The 17,694-nt window shown below is 71.2% G+C and carries 17 protein-coding genes; 7 read left to right on the top strand and 10 right to left on the bottom strand.

The annotated features are described in order from the left end of the window. Window positions 1–459 precede the first annotated feature (459 nt). From Q2K16_RS20430 to rpmH, 8 genes are all read right to left on the bottom strand, one after another. On the bottom strand, window positions 460–1,515 hold the full coding sequence (locus Q2K16_RS20430) for a ParB/RepB/Spo0J family partition protein (protein ID WP_302739353.1): 1,056 nt from the start codon (window positions 1,513–1,515) through the stop codon (window positions 460–462). A gap of 27 nt (window positions 1,516–1,542) precedes the next feature. Continuing rightward, window positions 1,543–2,889 (bottom strand): ParA family protein, encoded by a 1,347-nt coding sequence (locus tag Q2K16_RS20425; RefSeq protein ID WP_302739352.1) that lies wholly within the window; start codon window positions 2,887–2,889, stop codon window positions 1,543–1,545. Between the two features lie 262 nt (window positions 2,890–3,151). Then, window positions 3,152–3,853: a 16S rRNA (guanine(527)-N(7))-methyltransferase RsmG gene (gene rsmG, locus Q2K16_RS20420; RefSeq protein ID WP_302746557.1), complete on the bottom strand. Its 702-nt coding sequence runs from the start codon at window positions 3,851–3,853 to the stop codon at window positions 3,152–3,154. Between the two features lie 118 nt (window positions 3,854–3,971). Continuing rightward, window positions 3,972–4,550 carry a Jag family protein gene (locus Q2K16_RS20415; protein WP_302739351.1) on the bottom strand — a complete coding sequence of 193 codons (579 nt, stop codon included), beginning with the start codon at window positions 4,548–4,550 and terminating at the stop codon, window positions 3,972–3,974. Window positions 4,551–4,750: 200 nt separating this feature from the next. Next, the gene (yidC, locus tag Q2K16_RS20410; protein WP_302739350.1) at window positions 4,751–5,746 is read right to left on the bottom strand and encodes a membrane protein insertase YidC; all 996 of its coding nucleotides are present in this window, start codon (window positions 5,744–5,746) and stop codon (window positions 4,751–4,753) included. 3 nt (window positions 5,747–5,749) lie between these two features. Beyond that, window positions 5,750–5,989, bottom strand: coding sequence for a membrane protein insertion efficiency factor YidD (gene yidD / locus Q2K16_RS20405; protein WP_204925644.1), 240 nt, complete (start codon window positions 5,987–5,989; stop codon window positions 5,750–5,752). A gap of 44 nt (window positions 5,990–6,033) precedes the next feature. Next, window positions 6,034–6,465, bottom strand: a complete 432-nt coding sequence (gene rnpA, locus Q2K16_RS20400; RefSeq protein WP_088643662.1) for a ribonuclease P protein component — start codon at window positions 6,463–6,465, stop codon at window positions 6,034–6,036. Window positions 6,466–6,494: 29 nt separating this feature from the next. Further along, the gene (gene rpmH / locus Q2K16_RS20395) at window positions 6,495–6,632 is read right to left on the bottom strand and encodes a 50S ribosomal protein L34 (protein WP_007073824.1); all 138 of its coding nucleotides are present in this window, start codon (window positions 6,630–6,632) and stop codon (window positions 6,495–6,497) included. A 639-nt stretch (window positions 6,633–7,271) separates the two neighbouring features. On the opposite strand from rpmH, the gene dnaA reads away from it, so the two are divergent. The 5 genes from dnaA to Q2K16_RS20370 all read left to right on the top strand — a co-directional run bounded on the left by dnaA (window position 7,272) and on the right by Q2K16_RS20370 (window position 13,750). Next, window positions 7,272–9,083: a chromosomal replication initiator protein DnaA gene (dnaA, locus tag Q2K16_RS20390; RefSeq protein WP_302739349.1), complete on the top strand. Its 1,812-nt coding sequence runs from the start codon at window positions 7,272–7,274 to the stop codon at window positions 9,081–9,083. 785 nt (window positions 9,084–9,868) lie between these two features. Further along, window positions 9,869–11,002: a DNA polymerase III subunit beta gene (gene dnaN / locus Q2K16_RS20385; RefSeq protein ID WP_302739348.1), complete on the top strand. Its 1,134-nt coding sequence runs from the start codon at window positions 9,869–9,871 to the stop codon at window positions 11,000–11,002. Window positions 11,003–11,042: 40 nt separating this feature from the next. After that, window positions 11,043–11,915: a phosphogluconate dehydrogenase (NAD(+)-dependent, decarboxylating) gene (gene gnd / locus Q2K16_RS20380; protein ID WP_302739347.1), complete on the top strand. Its 873-nt coding sequence runs from the start codon at window positions 11,043–11,045 to the stop codon at window positions 11,913–11,915. A 16-nt stretch (window positions 11,916–11,931) separates the two neighbouring features. Then, window positions 11,932–13,065: a DNA replication/repair protein RecF gene (gene recF / locus Q2K16_RS20375; protein WP_302739346.1), complete on the top strand. Its 1,134-nt coding sequence runs from the start codon at window positions 11,932–11,934 to the stop codon at window positions 13,063–13,065. A 151-nt stretch (window positions 13,066–13,216) separates the two neighbouring features. Next, a complete protein-coding gene (locus tag Q2K16_RS20370; RefSeq protein ID WP_302746556.1) occupies window positions 13,217–13,750 on the top strand; it encodes a DciA family protein in 534 nt (177 codons plus the stop codon). Between the two features lie 3 nt (window positions 13,751–13,753). On the opposite strand, the gene Q2K16_RS20365 is transcribed toward Q2K16_RS20370, so the two are convergent. Then, window positions 13,754–13,981 carry a hypothetical protein gene (locus Q2K16_RS20365; protein ID WP_145917177.1) on the bottom strand — a complete coding sequence of 76 codons (228 nt, stop codon included), beginning with the start codon at window positions 13,979–13,981 and terminating at the stop codon, window positions 13,754–13,756. Window positions 13,982–14,071: 90 nt separating this feature from the next. Between Q2K16_RS20365 and Q2K16_RS20360 the strand changes: the two genes are divergently transcribed. Continuing rightward, window positions 14,072–14,545, top strand: coding sequence for a MarR family winged helix-turn-helix transcriptional regulator (locus Q2K16_RS20360; protein WP_302739345.1), 474 nt, complete (start codon window positions 14,072–14,074; stop codon window positions 14,543–14,545). Window positions 14,546–14,583: 38 nt separating this feature from the next. Here the strand turns inward: Q2K16_RS20360 and Q2K16_RS20355 are convergent, their stop codons facing one another. Then, window positions 14,584–15,168, bottom strand: a complete 585-nt coding sequence (locus Q2K16_RS20355) for a hypothetical protein (protein WP_302739344.1) — start codon at window positions 15,166–15,168, stop codon at window positions 14,584–14,586. A 528-nt stretch (window positions 15,169–15,696) separates the two neighbouring features. Between Q2K16_RS20355 and gyrB the strand changes: the two genes are divergently transcribed. Beyond that, the gene (gene gyrB, locus Q2K16_RS20350) at window positions 15,697–17,643 is read left to right on the top strand and encodes a DNA topoisomerase (ATP-hydrolyzing) subunit B (protein ID WP_302739343.1); all 1,947 of its coding nucleotides are present in this window, start codon (window positions 15,697–15,699) and stop codon (window positions 17,641–17,643) included. The last annotated feature ends 51 nt before the right edge of the window (window positions 17,644–17,694 follow it).

Genomic DNA, 17,694 nt, shown 5'->3' with positions numbered 1-17,694 from the left:
GAGCACGACTACATGCGGCGGCGAGCCGAGCGCCGGCATAACGTTCCGGTTTCACGTGAAACCGCTCCCCCTCAGCGTGCAGCTCGTGGTCCTCGCCGCCACGGCCCCGCGACCCCGACAGCAGCCGAGGCCATCGCCGCGCCGGGCATGGACTCCACCGAGAGTGCACCTGGCCTCACCGAGCAGGCGCCCACGCCAATGTCCCGTCCGACTGGCGTCCCGTCGGCGGGCTGACCCACCGACGCATCATCGACGACGTGGAAGGGCCGACACTCCCGGCCGCTGCACACCGATTCTCGTGTTCTCCGTAGACAGTCCAGCCGCCCGGCGGAACTATCGAACTTCACGGGGCAGGCAACCGGCCGCGTACCCACTCGGGTACGCGGCCGGAAACGACGACTACCGCAGAAACTGGCGGGCGGGCCGTGCAGGACAGCGACGCTCGGTGTGCGTGACGCGTCAGTCCTCGGATTCGGCCTGCTCTTCCTCGCCGACGCCGATGATGCCGACGATCCGCTCCAGATCGTCCACCGTGGCGAACTCGATCGTGATCTTCCCCTTGCTCCGACCGATGTCCACCTTCACCCGGGTGTCGAACCGGTCGGACAGCCGGTCGGCCAGGTCGGTCAGCGCGGGTGCGTGCGGCTTGGCCCGACGCTTGGCAGCCGGCGTCTTCGTGGGGCCGTCGCTCAGCGCCAAGGCCACGATCTCCTCGGTGGCCCGTACGGAGAGCCCTTCGGCGACGATGCGCAGGGCGAGCTGCTCCTGTGCCTCCGACTCGTCGAGGCTGAGCAGCGCACGGGCATGGCCGGCCGACAACACACCGGCGGCCACCCGACGCTGGACCTGCGGAGGCAGGTTCAGCAGTCGGATCGTGTTCGAGATCTGTGGCCGGCTGCGTCCGATCCGGCGGGCCAGTTCCTCGTGGGTGGCACCGAACTCCTCCAGCAGTTGCTGGTACGCGGCGGCCTCTTCCAGCGGGTTGAGGTTGGCCCGGTGGATGTTCTCCAGGAGCGCGTCCCGGAGCATCGCATCGTCCTTGGTTTCCCGGACGATCGCCGGGATGCTCTCCCGGCCGACCGCCTGGGCGGCACGCCAACGCCGCTCGCCCATGACGAGTTCGTACTTCTCGCCGTCGAGCTGACGCACGACGATCGGCTGGAGGAAGCCGACCTCCTGGATGGAGGTCTTCAGCTCCTCCAACGCCTCCTCGTCGAAGACGTGCCGGGGCTGTTTGGGGTTCGGCACGATCGCGTCGACGGAGATCTCCGCGAAGCGCGCACCGGGCACCGGGCTGAGTTGGAGTTCTTCCTCGGGCTGCGGCAGCGCGCTGACCGTCGGGGTGGGCATCGACGGGGTCGGGCTCACGGGATCGGCGGACGTTTCGATCACCGGACGCGCCGGGTCGACCTCCACGGGCATGGTCGCCGTGGCCGTGCTGCTCTCCTGCACCGGCCCGGTCGGGATCAGCGCACCGAGCCCTCTACCCAGACCGCCCCGGGGACGGTTCTTCATACGACGCCTCCCAGCGACTTGTCCGCACTACGCATTCCGGTTCACCGGCTCCTTGGCACCGCGCTCGGCGATCTCCTGGGCGGCCTCGAAGTAACTTGTGGCCCCCCGCGATCCGGGATCGTAGGTCATCACGGACTGCCCGTAGCTCGGGGCCTCCGACACGCGGACGTTGCGGGGGATGACGGCTTGGAGGACCTTGTCACCGAAGTGGTTGCGGACGTCCTGTTCCACCGCGTCGGCCAGCCGGGTACGGCGGTCGTACATGGTGAGCAGGATCGTGGAGACCGCCAGCTTCGGGTTCAGGTGCTGGCGTACCAGATTGATGTTGTTTATCAACTGGTTCAGCCCCTCCAGCGCGTAGTACTCGCACTGGATCGGGATCAGCACCTCCTGGGCGGCCACCAGAGCGTTGACCGTCAGCAGGCCGAGGGAGGGCGGGCAGTCGATGAACACGTAGTCGAAGTGCCCCGGGTACGCCTCGATGGCGCGGTTCAGCCGGGACTCCCGGGCGACCACCGAGACCAGTTCGATCTCGGCACCGGCCAGGTCGATGGTCGCCGGCACACACCACAGGTTGGGGATGCCCTCCACCTCCTGGGCGACCTCGGCCAGCGGCACGCTGTCGATCAGGCAGTCGTAGACATCCGGCACACCCGTGTGGTGCGGGACGTTCAACCCGGTGGAAGCGTTGCCCTGCGGGTCGAGGTCGACCACCAGCACCCGGTTCCCGTGCAGGGCCAGGGCCACCGCCAGGTTCACCGTGGTCGTGGTCTTGCCCACGCCGCCCTTCTGATTGGCAACGCACATCACCCGGGTCCGCTCGGGACGGGGCATGGTCACCTCGCCACTCGGATTAAGGATCTGCACGGCGCGCATCGCCTCCATAGCCAACGGTGGATCATCCTCTTCGCGCGTCGGGGTTTCACGTGAAACGTACGCGGCGTCCGCCGCATCGACGGCCCCGGGACCGGGAGCGCCGACCATGGTCACGGCATCGGGCACCGCGCCGGGATGGGGCTGTGCGGGCACCGGCGGCGGGTTGCCGTGCACCGGTGCCTCGAAGCGCGAGGATGCCCCCGCGTTCCGTCGTACCGAGGTGGCCGCCCGGCCGTCCGGGGCGTTGACCGGTCGACCGTCGGGGCCGGACGGCACAGCGGGCGGCGGCACGTACGACTCCGGCACCGGGCGCGCGGCACCCACCGCAGGCGGATCCCGGCGCATCCCGGGATCGTGCTCCGGCGGACGGATCGTGGGCTGCCCGCCGGTCGTCCAGCCCTGCTGATGGTCGGTTTCACGTGAAACAGGGGCCACGCCTGAGCCCGGCCCCTCGGGCCGGTTCACCCGTGGGTCGTCGTACCTGCCGTCGTCATGCACCTGTCATCCCTACCCGCTCCGGATGGTCGGTCCGCACCCCGTCTCGCTTGCCGTACACGCTCACACCGCGGGGCGTACGGCCCGGCGGGGGCGATCGGTACCCGGTGCACCCGAACATCCGCCCGCCCCACACTATCGACGCGCGGTCAGCCTACGGGGGACGGGCGCGGCGGGTCCATCTCCGTTATCGGACGGTCGGGTGGTCCTCCGCCGTCGGGCAGCCCCTGACACCGGGTGGTGCTCCACACCGACAGGTCAGGAGTCAGCGGACGCGCTTGCGGCCTCCACGGGACCGCTTCGGTGCCTTCTTCGCACCAGGGGCACGGACCACCCGCTCCCGGACGATCTCCACCACGGTGGTGGGCGGGTCGAGGAGGTCGACGCCGCAGAGCCGTACCGTCGGCTCGCCTCCACCCAGCGCGGCGACCGCCCCGGCATGCTCGACGATCTCGTCCGCTGCGGAGGCCCCCTTGACGGCGATCAGCCGTCCACCGGGGACGATCAACGGCAGGCTCCAGGTGGCGAGCCGGTCCAGCGGCGCCACCGCGCGGGCGGTGACCACGTCGGCGGTGAACGGGCCGACACCGTTCACTCCGGTAGCCGCCTCGTCGGCCCGCCCCCGGAACACCCGGACGGTCCTGGCCAGTCCGAGCCGCTCCACCGCCTCGACGAGGAACGAGGTCCGCCGGGCCAACGGCTCGACCAGTACGACGTTCAGGTCCGGACGGGCGATCGCCAGCACCACCCCGGGCAGGCCGGCACCGGAGCCGACGTCGATCACGCTGGCGTCCTCAGGAATCAGCTCGGCGACGGCCGCGCAGTTGAGCAGGTGTCGGTCCCAGATCCGGGGTGCCTCCCGGGGGCCGATCAGGCCGCGTAGCACCCCGTCGGTGGCGAGCAGTTCGGCGTACCGGACGGCCAGGTCGAGCCGGTCACCGAAGAGCGTCCGCGCGGCGGCGGCCAGCTCGGTCGGGAGCGCGGCGTCCTGCGGCGAGGGTACGGGCCGCTCGGGCGACGGCCCGGGTGGAACGCCACCCGGGCCGGCAACGGTATCGGTCGTGACGTCGTCGGTGGGCACCAGTTCAGTCCGCCGGCCGGACGACGATGCGTCGGGTCGGCTCGACACCCTCGGACTCGCTCTCCACACCGCTCATCGCGTTGACCACGTCGTGCACGCACTTGCGCTCGAAGGCCGACATCGGCTCCAGCCGGACCGGCTCGCCGTGCTCCTTGACCTTCTCCACCGCGTTCTTGGCGACGGCGGCGAGTTCCTTACGCCGGGTGGCGCGGTAGCCGCCCACGTCGAGCAGGAGTCGGCTCGGGGACCCGGTCTGCCGGAACACGGCCAGCCGGGCCAGCTCCTGGAGCGCCTCCAGGGTGGCACCCCGCTGGCCGACCAGGTTCTGCAACCGGCCACCGACCACCTCGACGACCGGACGTCCACCGGAGACCAGCTCGTCGATGTCGCCGTCATAGTCGAGGATGTCGAGCAGGCCCTCGATGTAGTCGGCGGCGATCTCGCTCTGGGCGAACAGCTCGCCCTCGCCGGCGGACTTCTTCTCCTTGCCGCTGTCGGCAGGCTCACCCTCACCGGTCGCGGCGGTCGGAACGGTCTCCTCGTCGAGCGAGGCGTCCGCGCTGGGGATGCTGGTGTCGGTCACGGTGTCATCTCCGTACTAGCTCGGCCGGACCGTCGGGTCCGTTGGTCTCCCGGGCGGCCGGCGGAAGGGGGGCCGGCTCGACACGGGCACGTCTGGTAGGGGCAGTCCCGGGCGCAGCGGGTCCGGCCCGGCGCCGGCCGTCACGGCGGCTGCGCGGTACCGGAGGCTGCCGCCGGTCGTGCCGACGGCAGCCCGACGGCTCAGCCCTGGCGCTTGGCCGGGCCCTTCTTCGGGTTGACCGGCTTGGCACCGGGCTTCGGCCCGGCGACCTTCGGCGCGGCCGGCTTGGCCGGCACCTGCGCGACGGGCTTGTTCCGGTTGAGGAAACCACCGGACTTGGCCGGCTGCACCGGGCTCCGGCCACCCGGGGTCGTCGCCTTGCTGCCGGCGACCCCCTTGTTGGTCACCAGCGGCGGGAACTTGCGGAGCACCCACTGCTGCTGGCCGAGGGTGAACAGGTTGTTGGTGACCCAGTAGATGATCACACCGATCGGAAAGATCGAACCGGAGACCAGCAGGGAGAGCGGGATGCCGTAGAGCATCAGCCGCTGCACCATCCGCTGCTGCGGGTCCTCGGCCCAGCCGGTCTTGAGGATCATCTGGCGGCTGGTGAGGTAGGTGGTGCCCATCATGACCAGGACCAGGATGCCGGCGATCACCTTCACGGTGGTGCCGTTCGCGCCGAGCCGAGCCAGTTCCTCGGCGGTGGAGCCGAACTTGCCGGCGATCGGGGCGGTGAAGATCTTGGCACTGGAGGCGCTGTCGAACTGGGCCGCCGTCCAGCCGTACAGGCTCTTGGCCTCCTTGGCCGGGTCGAGCCGGCGCAGCACGTGGAACAGGCCCAGGAAGACCGGGATCTGGAGGAACATCGGAAGGCAGCCCATCAGCGGGTTGGCCTTTTCCTTCCGGTAGAGCTCCATCATCTCCTTCTGGAGCGTCTCCCGGTCACCCTTGTGCTTCTCCTGGAGCTCTTTGACCTTCGGCTGGAGCGCCTGCATCGCCCGCTGGGACTTGATCTGCTTGACGAAGACCGGGAAGAGGATCACCCGGACGGTGACCACCAGAAAGACGATGGCGAGAATCCACGACCAGTTGGTGCCGAGGACCGCGTCGGCAGGCACCCCGATGGCGTCCCACGCCGAGTGCCAGGTCAGCAGGATCCACGAGATCGCGTAGTAGATCCAGTCGAGACTCAATTCTCAGACTCCAGTCACGTCGGCGCGTCGGCGGCGGCCCGGCTCCGGCACCGGGTCGTGTCCACCAGGGTGGAAAGGGTGGCAGCGCGACAGCCGCCGGACCGTCAGGCCGGCTCCCCGCAGCGCACCGTGACGAGTCACCGCCTCCAGGGCGTAGGCACTGCACGACGGGTAGAACCGGCAGCGGGCCGGCAACGCCGGACTTATCCAACGACGGTACGCGATGATAGGGCCACTGAGCATCCGGGCACCCATGCTCCGGCGCGGCGGCGCGATCGGGCTGCTGCTCACCGCGACCTCCGGCCCCGGGGTTGCCGGGCGGCGGCGATGGCCGCGTCCAGGTCGCCCGCCAGCCGGGGGTACGGCGTCCCGGCCGCGGTGGGCAGGGCGCGTACCACCAGGGTGCTGCCGGCAGGCAGGGCGGCCAGCCGCTCGCGGACCAGGTGCCGCAGCCGACGGCGGACCTTGTTGCGGACCACGGCGGGGCCGACGGCCTTGGACACGACGAAGCCGGCGCGGCTCGACTCGGAGATCAACTCCGGGTCGGTGGTCCGCGCCGGCTCCGGCGAGGTTGTCCCGAGGGGTGTGGTCGCGGCGGGTGTGGAGGTCGCCGGCAGCGTCAGGTGGACGACGACGGCACCACGACCGACGCGTCGACCACCCCGGACCGCTGCGGCGAAGTCGGTGCTACGCCGCAGTCGCTGTGCGGCCGTCAGCACGACTGTCCACGTCCCCGGACCGGTCGGCCTCAGGCCGACAGGCGGGCGCGGCCCTTGGCGCGGCGGGTCGACAGGATGGCGCGGCCGGCTCGGGTGCGCATGCGCAGCCGGAAGCCGTGGGTCTTCGCGCGCCGGCGGTTGTTCGGCTGGTAGGTGCGCTTGCTCACGTCAGGCTCTCCGTTTTCGTACGTCCCCGGTGCGGGTTCGCCCGGGGTCGTTTGGTGGACCAGACCACCTCGGCGGTGGCCTCCGATCGGCGCTGCCCGGCGGTACGGAACCTCGGCGGGGCGAGGCGGCGACCACGGACAGCAAGCACCCATCACCCTAGCAGAGGGCGACAGAGCAGCCGCTCCAGCCTACGCAGGGGGCAATCACCGTCAAACCACCCTGGGCTGCTGCTCCGGGGGGTCGGCACCGCCGCCGATCCGGCGTCGCGTCCCGATCCCGACGGGGGCGTCGGGGCGGTGTCGGTTGATGGCGGCCCGTCGTCGCTGTTACCGTGCGCGTTTGCGGTCAGCTTCAGTTCCGGGTTGTCGTTCGGAGCGCAAGACCGGACCCGGCAGTGAATCGTTCGGCACGGTGAACCCGCTTCAACGCCCTCCCCGACAAGGGGGGCAGGTCCGACCCGCGTCCGGCGGGCGGCCACAATCGGTCGGTACACACAGGCTGTGGATAACTTGTGGATGCCGGCCGGTCAGCCGTCCGGTGGGTGAGAGGTACCACCCGCTCGAACGCGGTGGCGGGCCCGGCACGATCCGCTGGACCACAGCGGCGGCCGGGAGCAGAGGCGAGGGGGTGGCACGACGGTGGCCGGAACGATCGACCTTGCCGCGGTGTGGACCGCGGCGACGGACGAACTCGCCGACGAGATCATCTCCGCCCAGCAGCGCGCCTACCTCCGGCTGACCCGGCTGCGGGCGATCGTCGAGGACACCGCCCTGCTGTCGGTGCCGGACGCCTTCACCCGGGACGTCATCGAGTCCCGGCTGCGGCCGGCCATCACCGAGGCGCTCACCCGTCGGCTGGGTCGACCGATCCAGGTCGCGGTCACCGTGCGGATCGCCGAGGACACCGCCGGCCGGCCGGCCGGCACCGTCTACCGCAGCGGACCGGAGGCCGCCCCGGTGGTGACCGGACCGTCCGTCGACGATCATCCCGGCTTCCGGCCGCCGGCCTACGACGAACCCGAGCCGCCGTACCAGCGTCAGGCCGGGCCGCCGGAGCAGTCCGGGGAGGAGCTGCCGCCGGCCGGGCCGCCGGAGCGCGACGGGCACCGCCCGCCCCGGATCCCGGCGAGCCGGGACGGCGGCCAGGACACCCTCTTCGGCGTCGCCTTCGCCGAGCCGTCTCAGCCGCACCACCCCGCCCCCGAACGGCACGGTGTCGAGGAACGCCACCACCCCCCCGGGCCGGACGCCGACCTGCGCGGCTACGAGCCCGCGTACCGGGACCAGGGGCGCGCGCCACGTGACCCGCAGGGCCCGCGCGGCCTGGCCCGCGACGGTGCCACCGACAGCGGGCCCGGCCGGGCCGGCGTCGACCACCGCCCCGGTGCCGCTGACCGACGCCCCGGCGGTACGGAGTCCAGCGGCAACCGACTCAACCCGAAGTACATGTTCGAGACGTTCGTCATCGGCTCGTCCAACCGGTTCGCCCACGCGGCGAGCGTCGCGGTGGCCGAGTCACCGGCCAAGGCGTACAACCCGCTGTTCATCTACGGCAGCTCGGGGCTGGGCAAGACCCACCTGCTGCACGCGATCGGGCACTACGCCCAGACGCTCGGCAACGCCCGCTCGGTCCGGTACGTCTCGACCGAGGAGTTCACCAACGACTTCATCAACTCGCTGCGGGACGACAAGACCAGCGCGTTCCAGCGCCGCTACCGCGACGTCGACATCCTGCTGATCGACGACATCCAGTTCCTGGAGAACCGCGAGCGGACCCAGGAGGAGTTCTTCCACACCTTCAACACGTTGCACAACGCCAACAAGCAGATCGTGATCACGTCCGACCGGTCGCCGAAGCAGCTGGCGACGCTGGAGGACCGGCTGCGGACCCGGTTCGAGTGGGGGCTGCTGGCCGACATCCAGCCGCCCGACCTGGAGACCCGGATCGCGATCCTGCAGAAGAAGGCCGCCCAGGAACGGCTGTACGCCCCACCGGACGTGCTGGAGTTCATCGCCTCGCGGGTGTCGAACTCGATCCGGGAACTGGAGGGGGCGCTGATCCGGGTCACCGCGTTCGCCAGCCTGACCCGCTCCAACGTCGAGCTGTCGCTGGCCGAGGAGGTGCTGCGGGACTTCATCCCCGACGGCACCGGGCCGGAGATCACCGCCGACCAGATCATGATTTCCACCTCGGAGTACTTCGGGGTGAGCCTGGAGGACCTGCGCGGGCACTCCCGCTCCCGGGTGCTGGTGAACGCCCGCCAGGTGGCGATGTACCTGTGCCGGGAGCTGACCGACCTGTCGCTGCCCCGGATCGGGCAGGCGTTCGGCGGTCGGGACCACACCACCGTGATGCACGCCGACCGGAAGATCCGTCAGCAGATGGCGGAGCGGCGCTCGCTCTACAACCAGATCGCCGAGCTGACCAACCGGATCAAGCAGAACACCTGAGACGTACGCCACTCCCGCCGCACCACCGACGCCCGGCCGGTTCCTCCGGCCGGGCGTCTTTCGTGCCGGTGGGGCTCGGCGAGGTTGACCCTCGACCCGGTCGAGGGACCACGATCGGCGCATGTCGCCGTCTCCGTCGTCCACAGGATCACTCGGTTGTCCACACCCCCTGTTCCACAACCGGTGGATAACAACGCTCCGTCCGGAGCCGGTTACCCACAGACTGTGGACAAACCCTGGGGACAGTGCTGTGGACGGCTGGGGACAACCTCGGCGTTGTCCACCGACGACGGTGGGCCTGTGGGCAACCTGTTGAAGGTTCTGGGGACAACGACGGTCCGGGCCCGACCGGTTGTCCACAGCGCTGGGGGTAAACCCGGTGGATTACCGGTGGACAACCGGTGGACAACGGTGGACAACTCCGGGGACACCGGGTGCCTGTGGAGGGCGACCCGGGTTTACCCCCCGGTTCTCCACAGCCAACCCACCGGTGGATAACGTGTCTGAGCTGCGACGACGCGAGTTACCCACAGTTTGCACAGGTGCGATGAAGACGATGAGTTATCTCTTCTGAAGAATCAAAAACCAATCATCACCGTTGGACTTCCTGTGGATCGGGCCGCAGCGCTGCCGTCGGCAGTCACCCCGGCACCGGAAGCACGGGGTCGGGCGCACAGCCGATGCCCGCGCGCCCTAAGGTGCGATGGGTACCCGCACGGTCGGGCGGGACGGTGGGCAGCGGTCGGCATGAGAGAGTTGTCGCTGACGTCGACGCGGAGGCATTGATGAAGTTCCGAGTGGAGCGCGACGCGCTCGCCGAAGCGGTGGCGTGGACCGCGAAGAGCCTGCCCAGCCGGCCGTCCGTACCGGTGCTCGCCGGGGTGATGCTGCGGGTCACCGACGGCAACCTCCAGGTCTCCGGCTTCGACTACGAGGTCTCCAGCCAGGTGACCGTCGAGGTGCAGGGCGACGCCGACGGGGCCGCCCTGGTCTCCGGCCGGCTGCTCGCCGAGATCACCAAGGCGTTGCCGGCCAAGCCGGTGGACATCGCCGCGGTCGGTGCCCACCTGGAGCTGGTCTGCGGCAGCGCCCGGTTCACCCTGCCCACCATGCCGGTGGAGGACTACCCGGCCCTGCCGGAGATGCCGGAGAGCGCCGGCACCGTCGAGGCCGCCGCCTTCGCCGCCGCCGTCGGCCAGGTGGCCATCGCCGCCGGCCGGGACGAGACACTGCCGATGATGACCGGCGTCCGGCTGGAACTCTCCGGTGGCACCCTGGCGATGCTCGCCACCGACCGCTACCGGCTCGCCCTGCGCGAGATGGAGTGGAACCCGGACGACCCGGAGATCAGCATCAACGCCCTGGTCCCCGCGCGCACCCTGAACGACACCGCCAAGGCGCTCGGCCCGCTCGGCGGCCAGGTGACCATGGCGCTGTCCCAGGGCGGCGCCGGCGAAGGCATGATCGGTTTCTCCGGTGGCACCCGCCGCACCACCAGCCGGCTGCTCGACGGGGCCAACTACCCGCCGGTCCGCTCGCTCTTCCCGGCCACCAGCAACGCCGAGGCCCGGGTGCCGGTGAGCACCCTGATCGAGGTGGTCAAGCGGGTCGCCCTGGTCGCCGAGCGGACCACCCCGGTGCTGCTCAGCTTCAGCTCCGACGGCCTGGTCGTCGAGGCCGGCGGCACCGAGGAGGCGCGGGCCAGCGAGGCGATGGAGGCCACCTTCACCGGCGAGCCGCTGACCATCGGGTTCAACCCGCAGTACCTGATCGACGGCCTGGCCAACCTGGGGGCCCAGTACGCCCTGCTGCGCTTCGTGGACGCCTTCAAGCCGGCGGTGATTTCTCCCGCCGGCGAGGATGGCGAGGTCGTCCCTGGGTACCGGTACCTCATCATGCCGATCCGCGTGTCCCGCTGATCGGCACCGGCAGCACCCGGACGCACGGAGGTAGGAGCAGATGCAGCTCGGCCTGGTAGGACTCGGCCGGATGGGCGGCAACATGCGCGAGCGGTTGCGCGCCGCCGGGCAGGAGGTCGTCGGCTACGACCGCAACGCCGACCGCAGCGACGTCGCGAGCCTCGCCGAGCTGGCCGACAAGCTGAAGTCGCCCCGGGCGGTCTGGGTGATGGTCCCCGCCGCCGTCACCGACGCGACGATCGACGCGCTCGCCGAGGTGCTGGGCGAGGGCGACATCATCATCGACGGCGGCAACTCGCGGTTCAGCGACGACGAGCCCCGGGCCGCCCGGCTGGCCGGGCGCGGCATCGGGTACGTCGACGTCGGCGTCTCCGGCGGTGTCTGGGGCAACGTGAACGGCTACGCCCTGATGGTGGGCGGCTCGCAGGAGCACGTCGACCACCTGATGCCGATCTTCGAGGCGTTGAAGCCGGCCGGCGACCACGGTTTCGTGCACGCCGGCCCGGTCGGTGCCGGCCACTACGCCAAGATGGTGCACAACGGCATCGAGTACGGCCTGATGCACGCCTACGCCGAGGGTTTCGAGCTGCTCTCCGCCGCCGAGATGGTGACGAATGTGCCGGGGATCATCAAGTCCTGGCGGGAGGGCACGGTCGTCCAGTCCTGGCTGCTCGACCTGCTCGACCGGGCGTTGGACGAGGACCCGGAGCTGGCCACGCTGACCGGGTACACCGACGACACCGGTGAGGGGCGCTGGACGGTCGACGAGGCGATCCGGCTGGCCGTCCCGCTCAACGTCATCACCGCCGCCCTGTTCGCCAGGTTCTCCTCCCGGCAGGACGACTCGCCCGCGATGAAGGCGGTCGCCGCGCTGCGCCAGCAGTTCGGCGGGCACGCCGTGCACAAGCGCTGAGCGGCATCCACAGGCTGTGTACGTCCGCCGGCTCGAACTGGTCGACTTCCGCTCGTACGAGCGGGTCGGCGTCGATCTGGAGCCGGGGCCGAACGTCCTGACCGGCGCGAACGGCGTCGGCAAGACCAACCTTGTCGAGGCGTTGGGCTACGTGGCGACCCTGGACTCGCACCGGGTCGCCACCGACGCCCCCCTGGTCCGGCTGGGCGCGACCGCCGCGGTGATCCGCTGCGCGGTGGTGCACGACGGCCGGGAACTGCTGATCGAGCTGGAGATCGTCCCCGGAAAGGCCAACCGGGCCCGGCTCGGGCGCTCCCCGGCCCGGCGGGCCCGGGACGTGATCGGCGCGCTGCGACTGGTGCTGTTCGCCCCGGAGGATCTGGAACTCGTCCGGGGCGACCCGGCGGAACGCCGCCGCTACCTCGACGACCTGCTGGTGCTCCGGCAACCCCGGTACGCCGGGGTACGCGCCGACTACGACCGGGTGGTCAAGCAGCGCAACGCCCTGCTGCGTACGGCGTACCTGGCCCGCAAGACGGGCGGGTCGCGCGGCGGTGACCTGTCGACCCTGGCGGTCTGGGACGCCCACCTGGCGCGGCACGGGGCCGAGCTGCTCGCCGGCCGGCTGGAACTGGTCGCCGCGCTCACCCCGCACGTGGCGAAGGCGTACGACGCGGTCGCGGCGGGGGCCGGGGCGGCGGGGATCGCCTACCGGCCGTCGGTGGAGCTGACCGGGGTGGGCACCGACCGGGAGGTGCTGGCCGAGGCGTTGACCGCCGCGCTTGCCGAGTCCCGGTCGGCCGAGATCGAGCGGGGCACCACGCTGGTCGGGCCGCACCGCGACGACCTCGTGCTCACCCTCGGCCCGCTGCCCGCCAAGGGGTACGCCAGCCATGGCGAGTCCTGGTCGTACGCGCTGGCGCTGCGGCTGGCCGGGTACGACCTGCTGCGCGCCGACGGCATCGAACCGGTGCTGGTGCTCGACGACGTCTTCGCCGAGCTGGACGCGGGTCGCCGGGAGCGGCTGGCCGAACTGGTCGGCGGGGCCGGTCAGCTCCTGGTGACCTGTGCGGTGGACGACGACGTCCCGGTGGCCCTGCGCGGCACCCGGTACGCCGTCGGCGAGGGGACGGTCAGTCGTGTCGACTGAACCGGAGCAGCCCGCCGGGCCGACGGGCCGCCCGGGGCGCACCGCCCCGGGCGGGGCACGCGGTGCGCGTACCCCGGGAGGAGCCGGCGGGGGCGCGGAGGGCACGCGGGGCCGACCGACGGGCGGCGATGCGGACGCCGCGCCCGGCGGGGTGCCGGGGGCTGGCGACGTGCCGGCGGGGGCGAGCGGGCCGGAGCTGGCGCGGGCGGTGCTGGACGCGGCGCGGGCCCGGCGGGAGTCGGCGGCCCGCACCCGGCGGCCGGGGGTGACCGGCGCGGCCGACGGCGGTGGGCGGCGGCTGCGGGGCTACTCCGGGCCGGGGCCGGACCCGCGGGACCCGCAGCCGTTGGGCGTGGTGCTGGAGCGGCTGATGAAGGCGCGGGGCTGGCAGCAGCCGGCGGCCGAGGCGACCGTCTTCGGCGCCTGGGAGAAGGTCGTCGGGCCGGAGATCGCCCAGCACAGCCGCCCGGTCAAGCTGGAGGACGGCGAGCTGACCGTCGAGGCGCGGTCGACCGCGTGGGCCACCCAGCTGCGGTTGCTGGCCGGGTCGCTGTTGAAGCGGATCGCCGGGGAGGTCGGCCACAACGTGGTGCGCAAGCTGCACATCCACGGGCCGGCGGCACCGTCCTGGTCGCGGGGGCCGCGCCGGGTGCGTGGTCGGGGCCCGCGCGACACCTACGGCTGAGGCTCACCGTTCGGCGCGGCGGGCCTCCCGCTCGGCGCGCTTGCGTTCCCGTTGCTCACGGCTCCACTGCTTGCGGCGTTCCAGGTCCTCTTTCCAGGCGTCGCGGGCCTGCCGGGAGCCGCCCTGCACCGCGCCGGCCACCTCCGGCGGGCCGGCCAGGTTCTTGAAGGCCCAGGCCAGGAGTCGGCCACCCTCGCCCGGGGCCTTCGCCGCCGGCTTGTCCTCGCTCATCGGCAACCGACCCTTCCTCGACGATTGGTGTACAAACCATTGGTACACCAAGCATTGGTACCATCGCAACGGCGACGAGGAGGTGCACACGTGGACGGACAGCCCGACGGGGACCCGCTGGCCCTGGAGGAGCAGGTCTGCTTCGCGCTCTCGGTCGCCGCCCGGGGCGTCGTCGCGGTCTACCGGCCGCTGCTGGAGCCGATGGGGCTGACCCACCCGCAGTACCTGGTCATGCTGGCGCTCTGGCAGTACGCGCCACTGTCGGTCCGGGAGCTGAGCCGGCTGCTGCAACTCGACCCGGGCACCCTGTCCCCCCTGCTCAAGCGCCTTGAGGCGGCCGGCTACCTGCGCCGCGAGCGGGACCCGGCCGACGAACGCAGCCTGGCCGTGTCGCTCACCGAGAGCGGCCGGGAGCTGCGCGGGCGCGCCGAGCAGATCCCCCCGGCGGTCGTCGCCCGGCTCGGGCTGCCGCTGGCCGAGCTACGTGACCTGCACGCGGCCCTGACCCGGGTGATCGCCGCCGCCAACGGCGCGGTGACAGCCGCACCGACGCCCGACAGCTAGCCCCCGCAGCCGGGCGACTGCGGGGGACCCGGGCCCTGTCAGGGCTGCGGACCGGGACGGCGGCCGGGCTCGGCGTCGGCGTAGATCGCGAAACCCCGGTCGGCGCAGCGCCGGTAGAAGGCGGCCAGCACCCCCAGCTCGGCGCAGGTGAAGTCCCACTGCGGCGGGTCGCCGCTCTCGTCGCGCAGTCGGTCCAGCCGGCTGCCCAGCCAGCGCAACTGCTGTTCGGCCAGGCGCCCGTCACCGAGCAGCGCGCGGAGCACCTCGCTGACCGACTCGAAGGTCACCACCTCGCCGTGCGGCCGGTGCTGGGCGACGAACTTCTCCACCCCGCCGGCGATCCAGCCGCAGCCGTCCGGGTCGATCACCGGGTCCTCGTCCTCGGCGGCGGCATCGGTGGCGTAGAGCACATTTTCCAGGCCGAGGATCAGGTCGACCAGCTCGGTGTAGGCGGTCGCCCGGACCGTGCCGGTCTTGGCGATGTGCTCGGCGAGCGCGGCGGTCGGCGCGGAGACGCGGGGAACGTCGACGATCTCGCCGAAGTCGACGAACTCGGCCGGCGCGACCGGATCGTAGAAGCGGCCGGTCCGCGGCCAGTGCACCGCGACATTGTCCAGCCCCATCTGGTGTCACCTTTCGAGAGCACGTGTCGGATCGATCGGGTCCATCGTCCCGGTTACGGGCGGAAAAGATCAAGACGAGCGACTTCGCCGCGCGCCGCAAAGCTACGGTACGACCACCGCCCGACGCGACCCCGTGCCACCCGGCGAGCCGGACTATCCGGTGGCGGCGGGCACGGAAACCGGACCGGGGCGTGTAGGGGGAGTCGCGGACAGCGAGATTCGGCCGGCTACGAGGGTCTGAGCCGCCTTCAAGGGGTGCCGAGTGGCGGTTATGTCGTGTGCGCACAGTAAGATTGACGCTGAGACGACGACCTGACGCGGTGCGACGGACGGGGGCCCTCACCGGCCCTTGATCAACGTCCCGGGTCGGGTCTGGCCGATCGCGATCCGCGGGCAACCGCGGCGACCGGCGCGCACGATCCGCGACCGCCCTGCGGGGCCGCCGCCCGTGCACGCCGACGTCGCGTCCTGTCCGCCGAACCCGCGCCCCCGCGCCCCGGCGCGGATGGTGCGAGAAAGTGGCCGAGGGTGGCAGCGCAGGACAAGCAGGATTACGGCGCAGAGTCGATCACCGTCCTCGAAGGGCTGGAGGCGGTCCGCAAGCGACCCGGCATGTACATCGGGTCGACCGGCGAGCGTGGCCTGCACCACCTGGTGTGGGAGGTCGTGGACAACGCGGTGGACGAGGCCCTCGCCGGCTACTGCGACACCATCGACGTGGTGCTGCTCGCCGACGGCGGGGTCCGGGTCACCGACAACGGCCGTGGCTTCCCGGTCGACCTGCACCCGAAGCTCAAGAAGCCGGGCGTCGAGGTCGCGCTGACCGTGCTGCACGCGGGCGGCAAGTTCGACGGCAAGGCGTACGCCGTCTCCGGCGGTCTGCACGGTGTCGGCGTCTCCGTGGTGAACGCCCTGTCCACCCGGATGGCCGTCGAGATCCACAAGTCCGGCCACGTGTGGCGCCAGAAGTACCACAACTCCAAGCCGGAGCCGCTGGACAAGGGCGAGACCACCGACCGCACCGGCTCGGCCGTCTCCTTCTGGCCCGACCCCGACGTCTTCGAGACGGTCGACTTCGACTTCCAGACCATCTACCGCCGCCTGCAGGAGATGGCCTTCCTCAACCGGGCCCTGTCCATCCACCTGCTCGACGAGCGGGTCGCCGAGGGTGAGGAGGGCAAGCCCCGCGAGGTCACCTTCTTCTACGAGGGCGGCATCGCCGACTTCGTCCGGCATCTCAACGCCTCGAAGAACCCGATGCACAAGACCGTCGTCGAGTTCGCCGCCGAGGAAGAGGGAATGTCGGTCGAGATCGCCATGCAGTGGAACGAGTCGTACGGCGAGTCGGTCTACACCTTCGCCAACACGATCAACACGCACGAGGGCGGCACCCACGAGGAGGGCTTCCGGGCGGCGCTGACCAGCGTGGTCAACCGCTACGGCACCGAGCGCAAGCTGCTCAAGGGCGACGAGAAGCTCTCCGGCGAGGACATCCGCGAGGGCCTGGCCGCGATCATCTCGGTCAAGCTGGCCAACCCGCAGTTCGAGGGCCAGACCAAGACCAAGCTGGGCAACACCCCGGTCAAGAGCTTCGTGCAGCGGGTCTGCAACGACCGGCTGGTCGACTGGTTCGACCGCAACCCCGCCGAGGCCAAGACGATCATCCAGAAGGCGTCCCAGGCGGCCCGGGCCCGGATCGCCGCCCAGCAGGCGCGCAAGCTGGCCCGCCGCAAGTCGCTGCTGGAGTCCGGCTCGATGCCCGGCAAGCTGGCCGACTGCCAGTCCACCGACCCGCGCGAGTCCGAGGTCTTCATCGTCGAGGGCGACTCGGCCGGCGGCTCGGCCAAGCAGGGCCGCGACCCGCGCACCCAGGCGATCCTGCCGATCCGCGGCAAGATCCTCAATGTGGAGAAGGCCCGGATCGACCGGGTGCTCAAGAACAACGAGGTCCAGGCGCTGATCACCGCCCTGGGCACCGGCATCCACGACGACTTCGACATGGAGAAGCTGCGGTACCACAAGGTGGTGCTGATGGCCGACGCCGACGTCGACGGCCAGCACATCCAGACGCTCCTGCTCACCCTGCTGTTCCGCTTCATGCGTCCGCTGGTCGAGCTGGGCCACGTCTACCTGGCCGCCCCGCCGCTCTACAAGATCAAGTGGAACAGGAAGGGTGACGACGCCCAGTACGCGTACTCCGACCGGGAACGCGACGGGCTGATCGCGCTGCGCCAGCAGAAGAAGCCCAACGCCAAGCCGGACGACATCCAGCGGTTCAAGGGTCTCGGCGAGATGAACTATCCCGAGCTGTGGGAGACCACGATGAACCCGGCCACCCGGACGCTGCGTCAGGTCACCCTCGACGACGCCGCGACCGCCGACGAACTGTTCAGCGTGCTGATGGGTGAGGACGTCGAGGCCCGCCGCTCGTTCATCCAGCGCAACGCCAAGGACGTGCGGTTCCTCGACATCTGACGGCACGGTCTGCCGGTGCTCCCCGGCCGACCGTCGTCCACCGGGTTATCC

The organism is Micromonospora cynarisoli (assembly GCF_030518815.1).
Lineage (GTDB): Bacteria > Actinomycetota > Actinomycetes > Mycobacteriales > Micromonosporaceae > Micromonospora > Micromonospora wenchangensis.
Note: the sequence above shows the minus strand (reverse complement) of the source record. Positions and strands in the feature narration are given on the sequence as shown.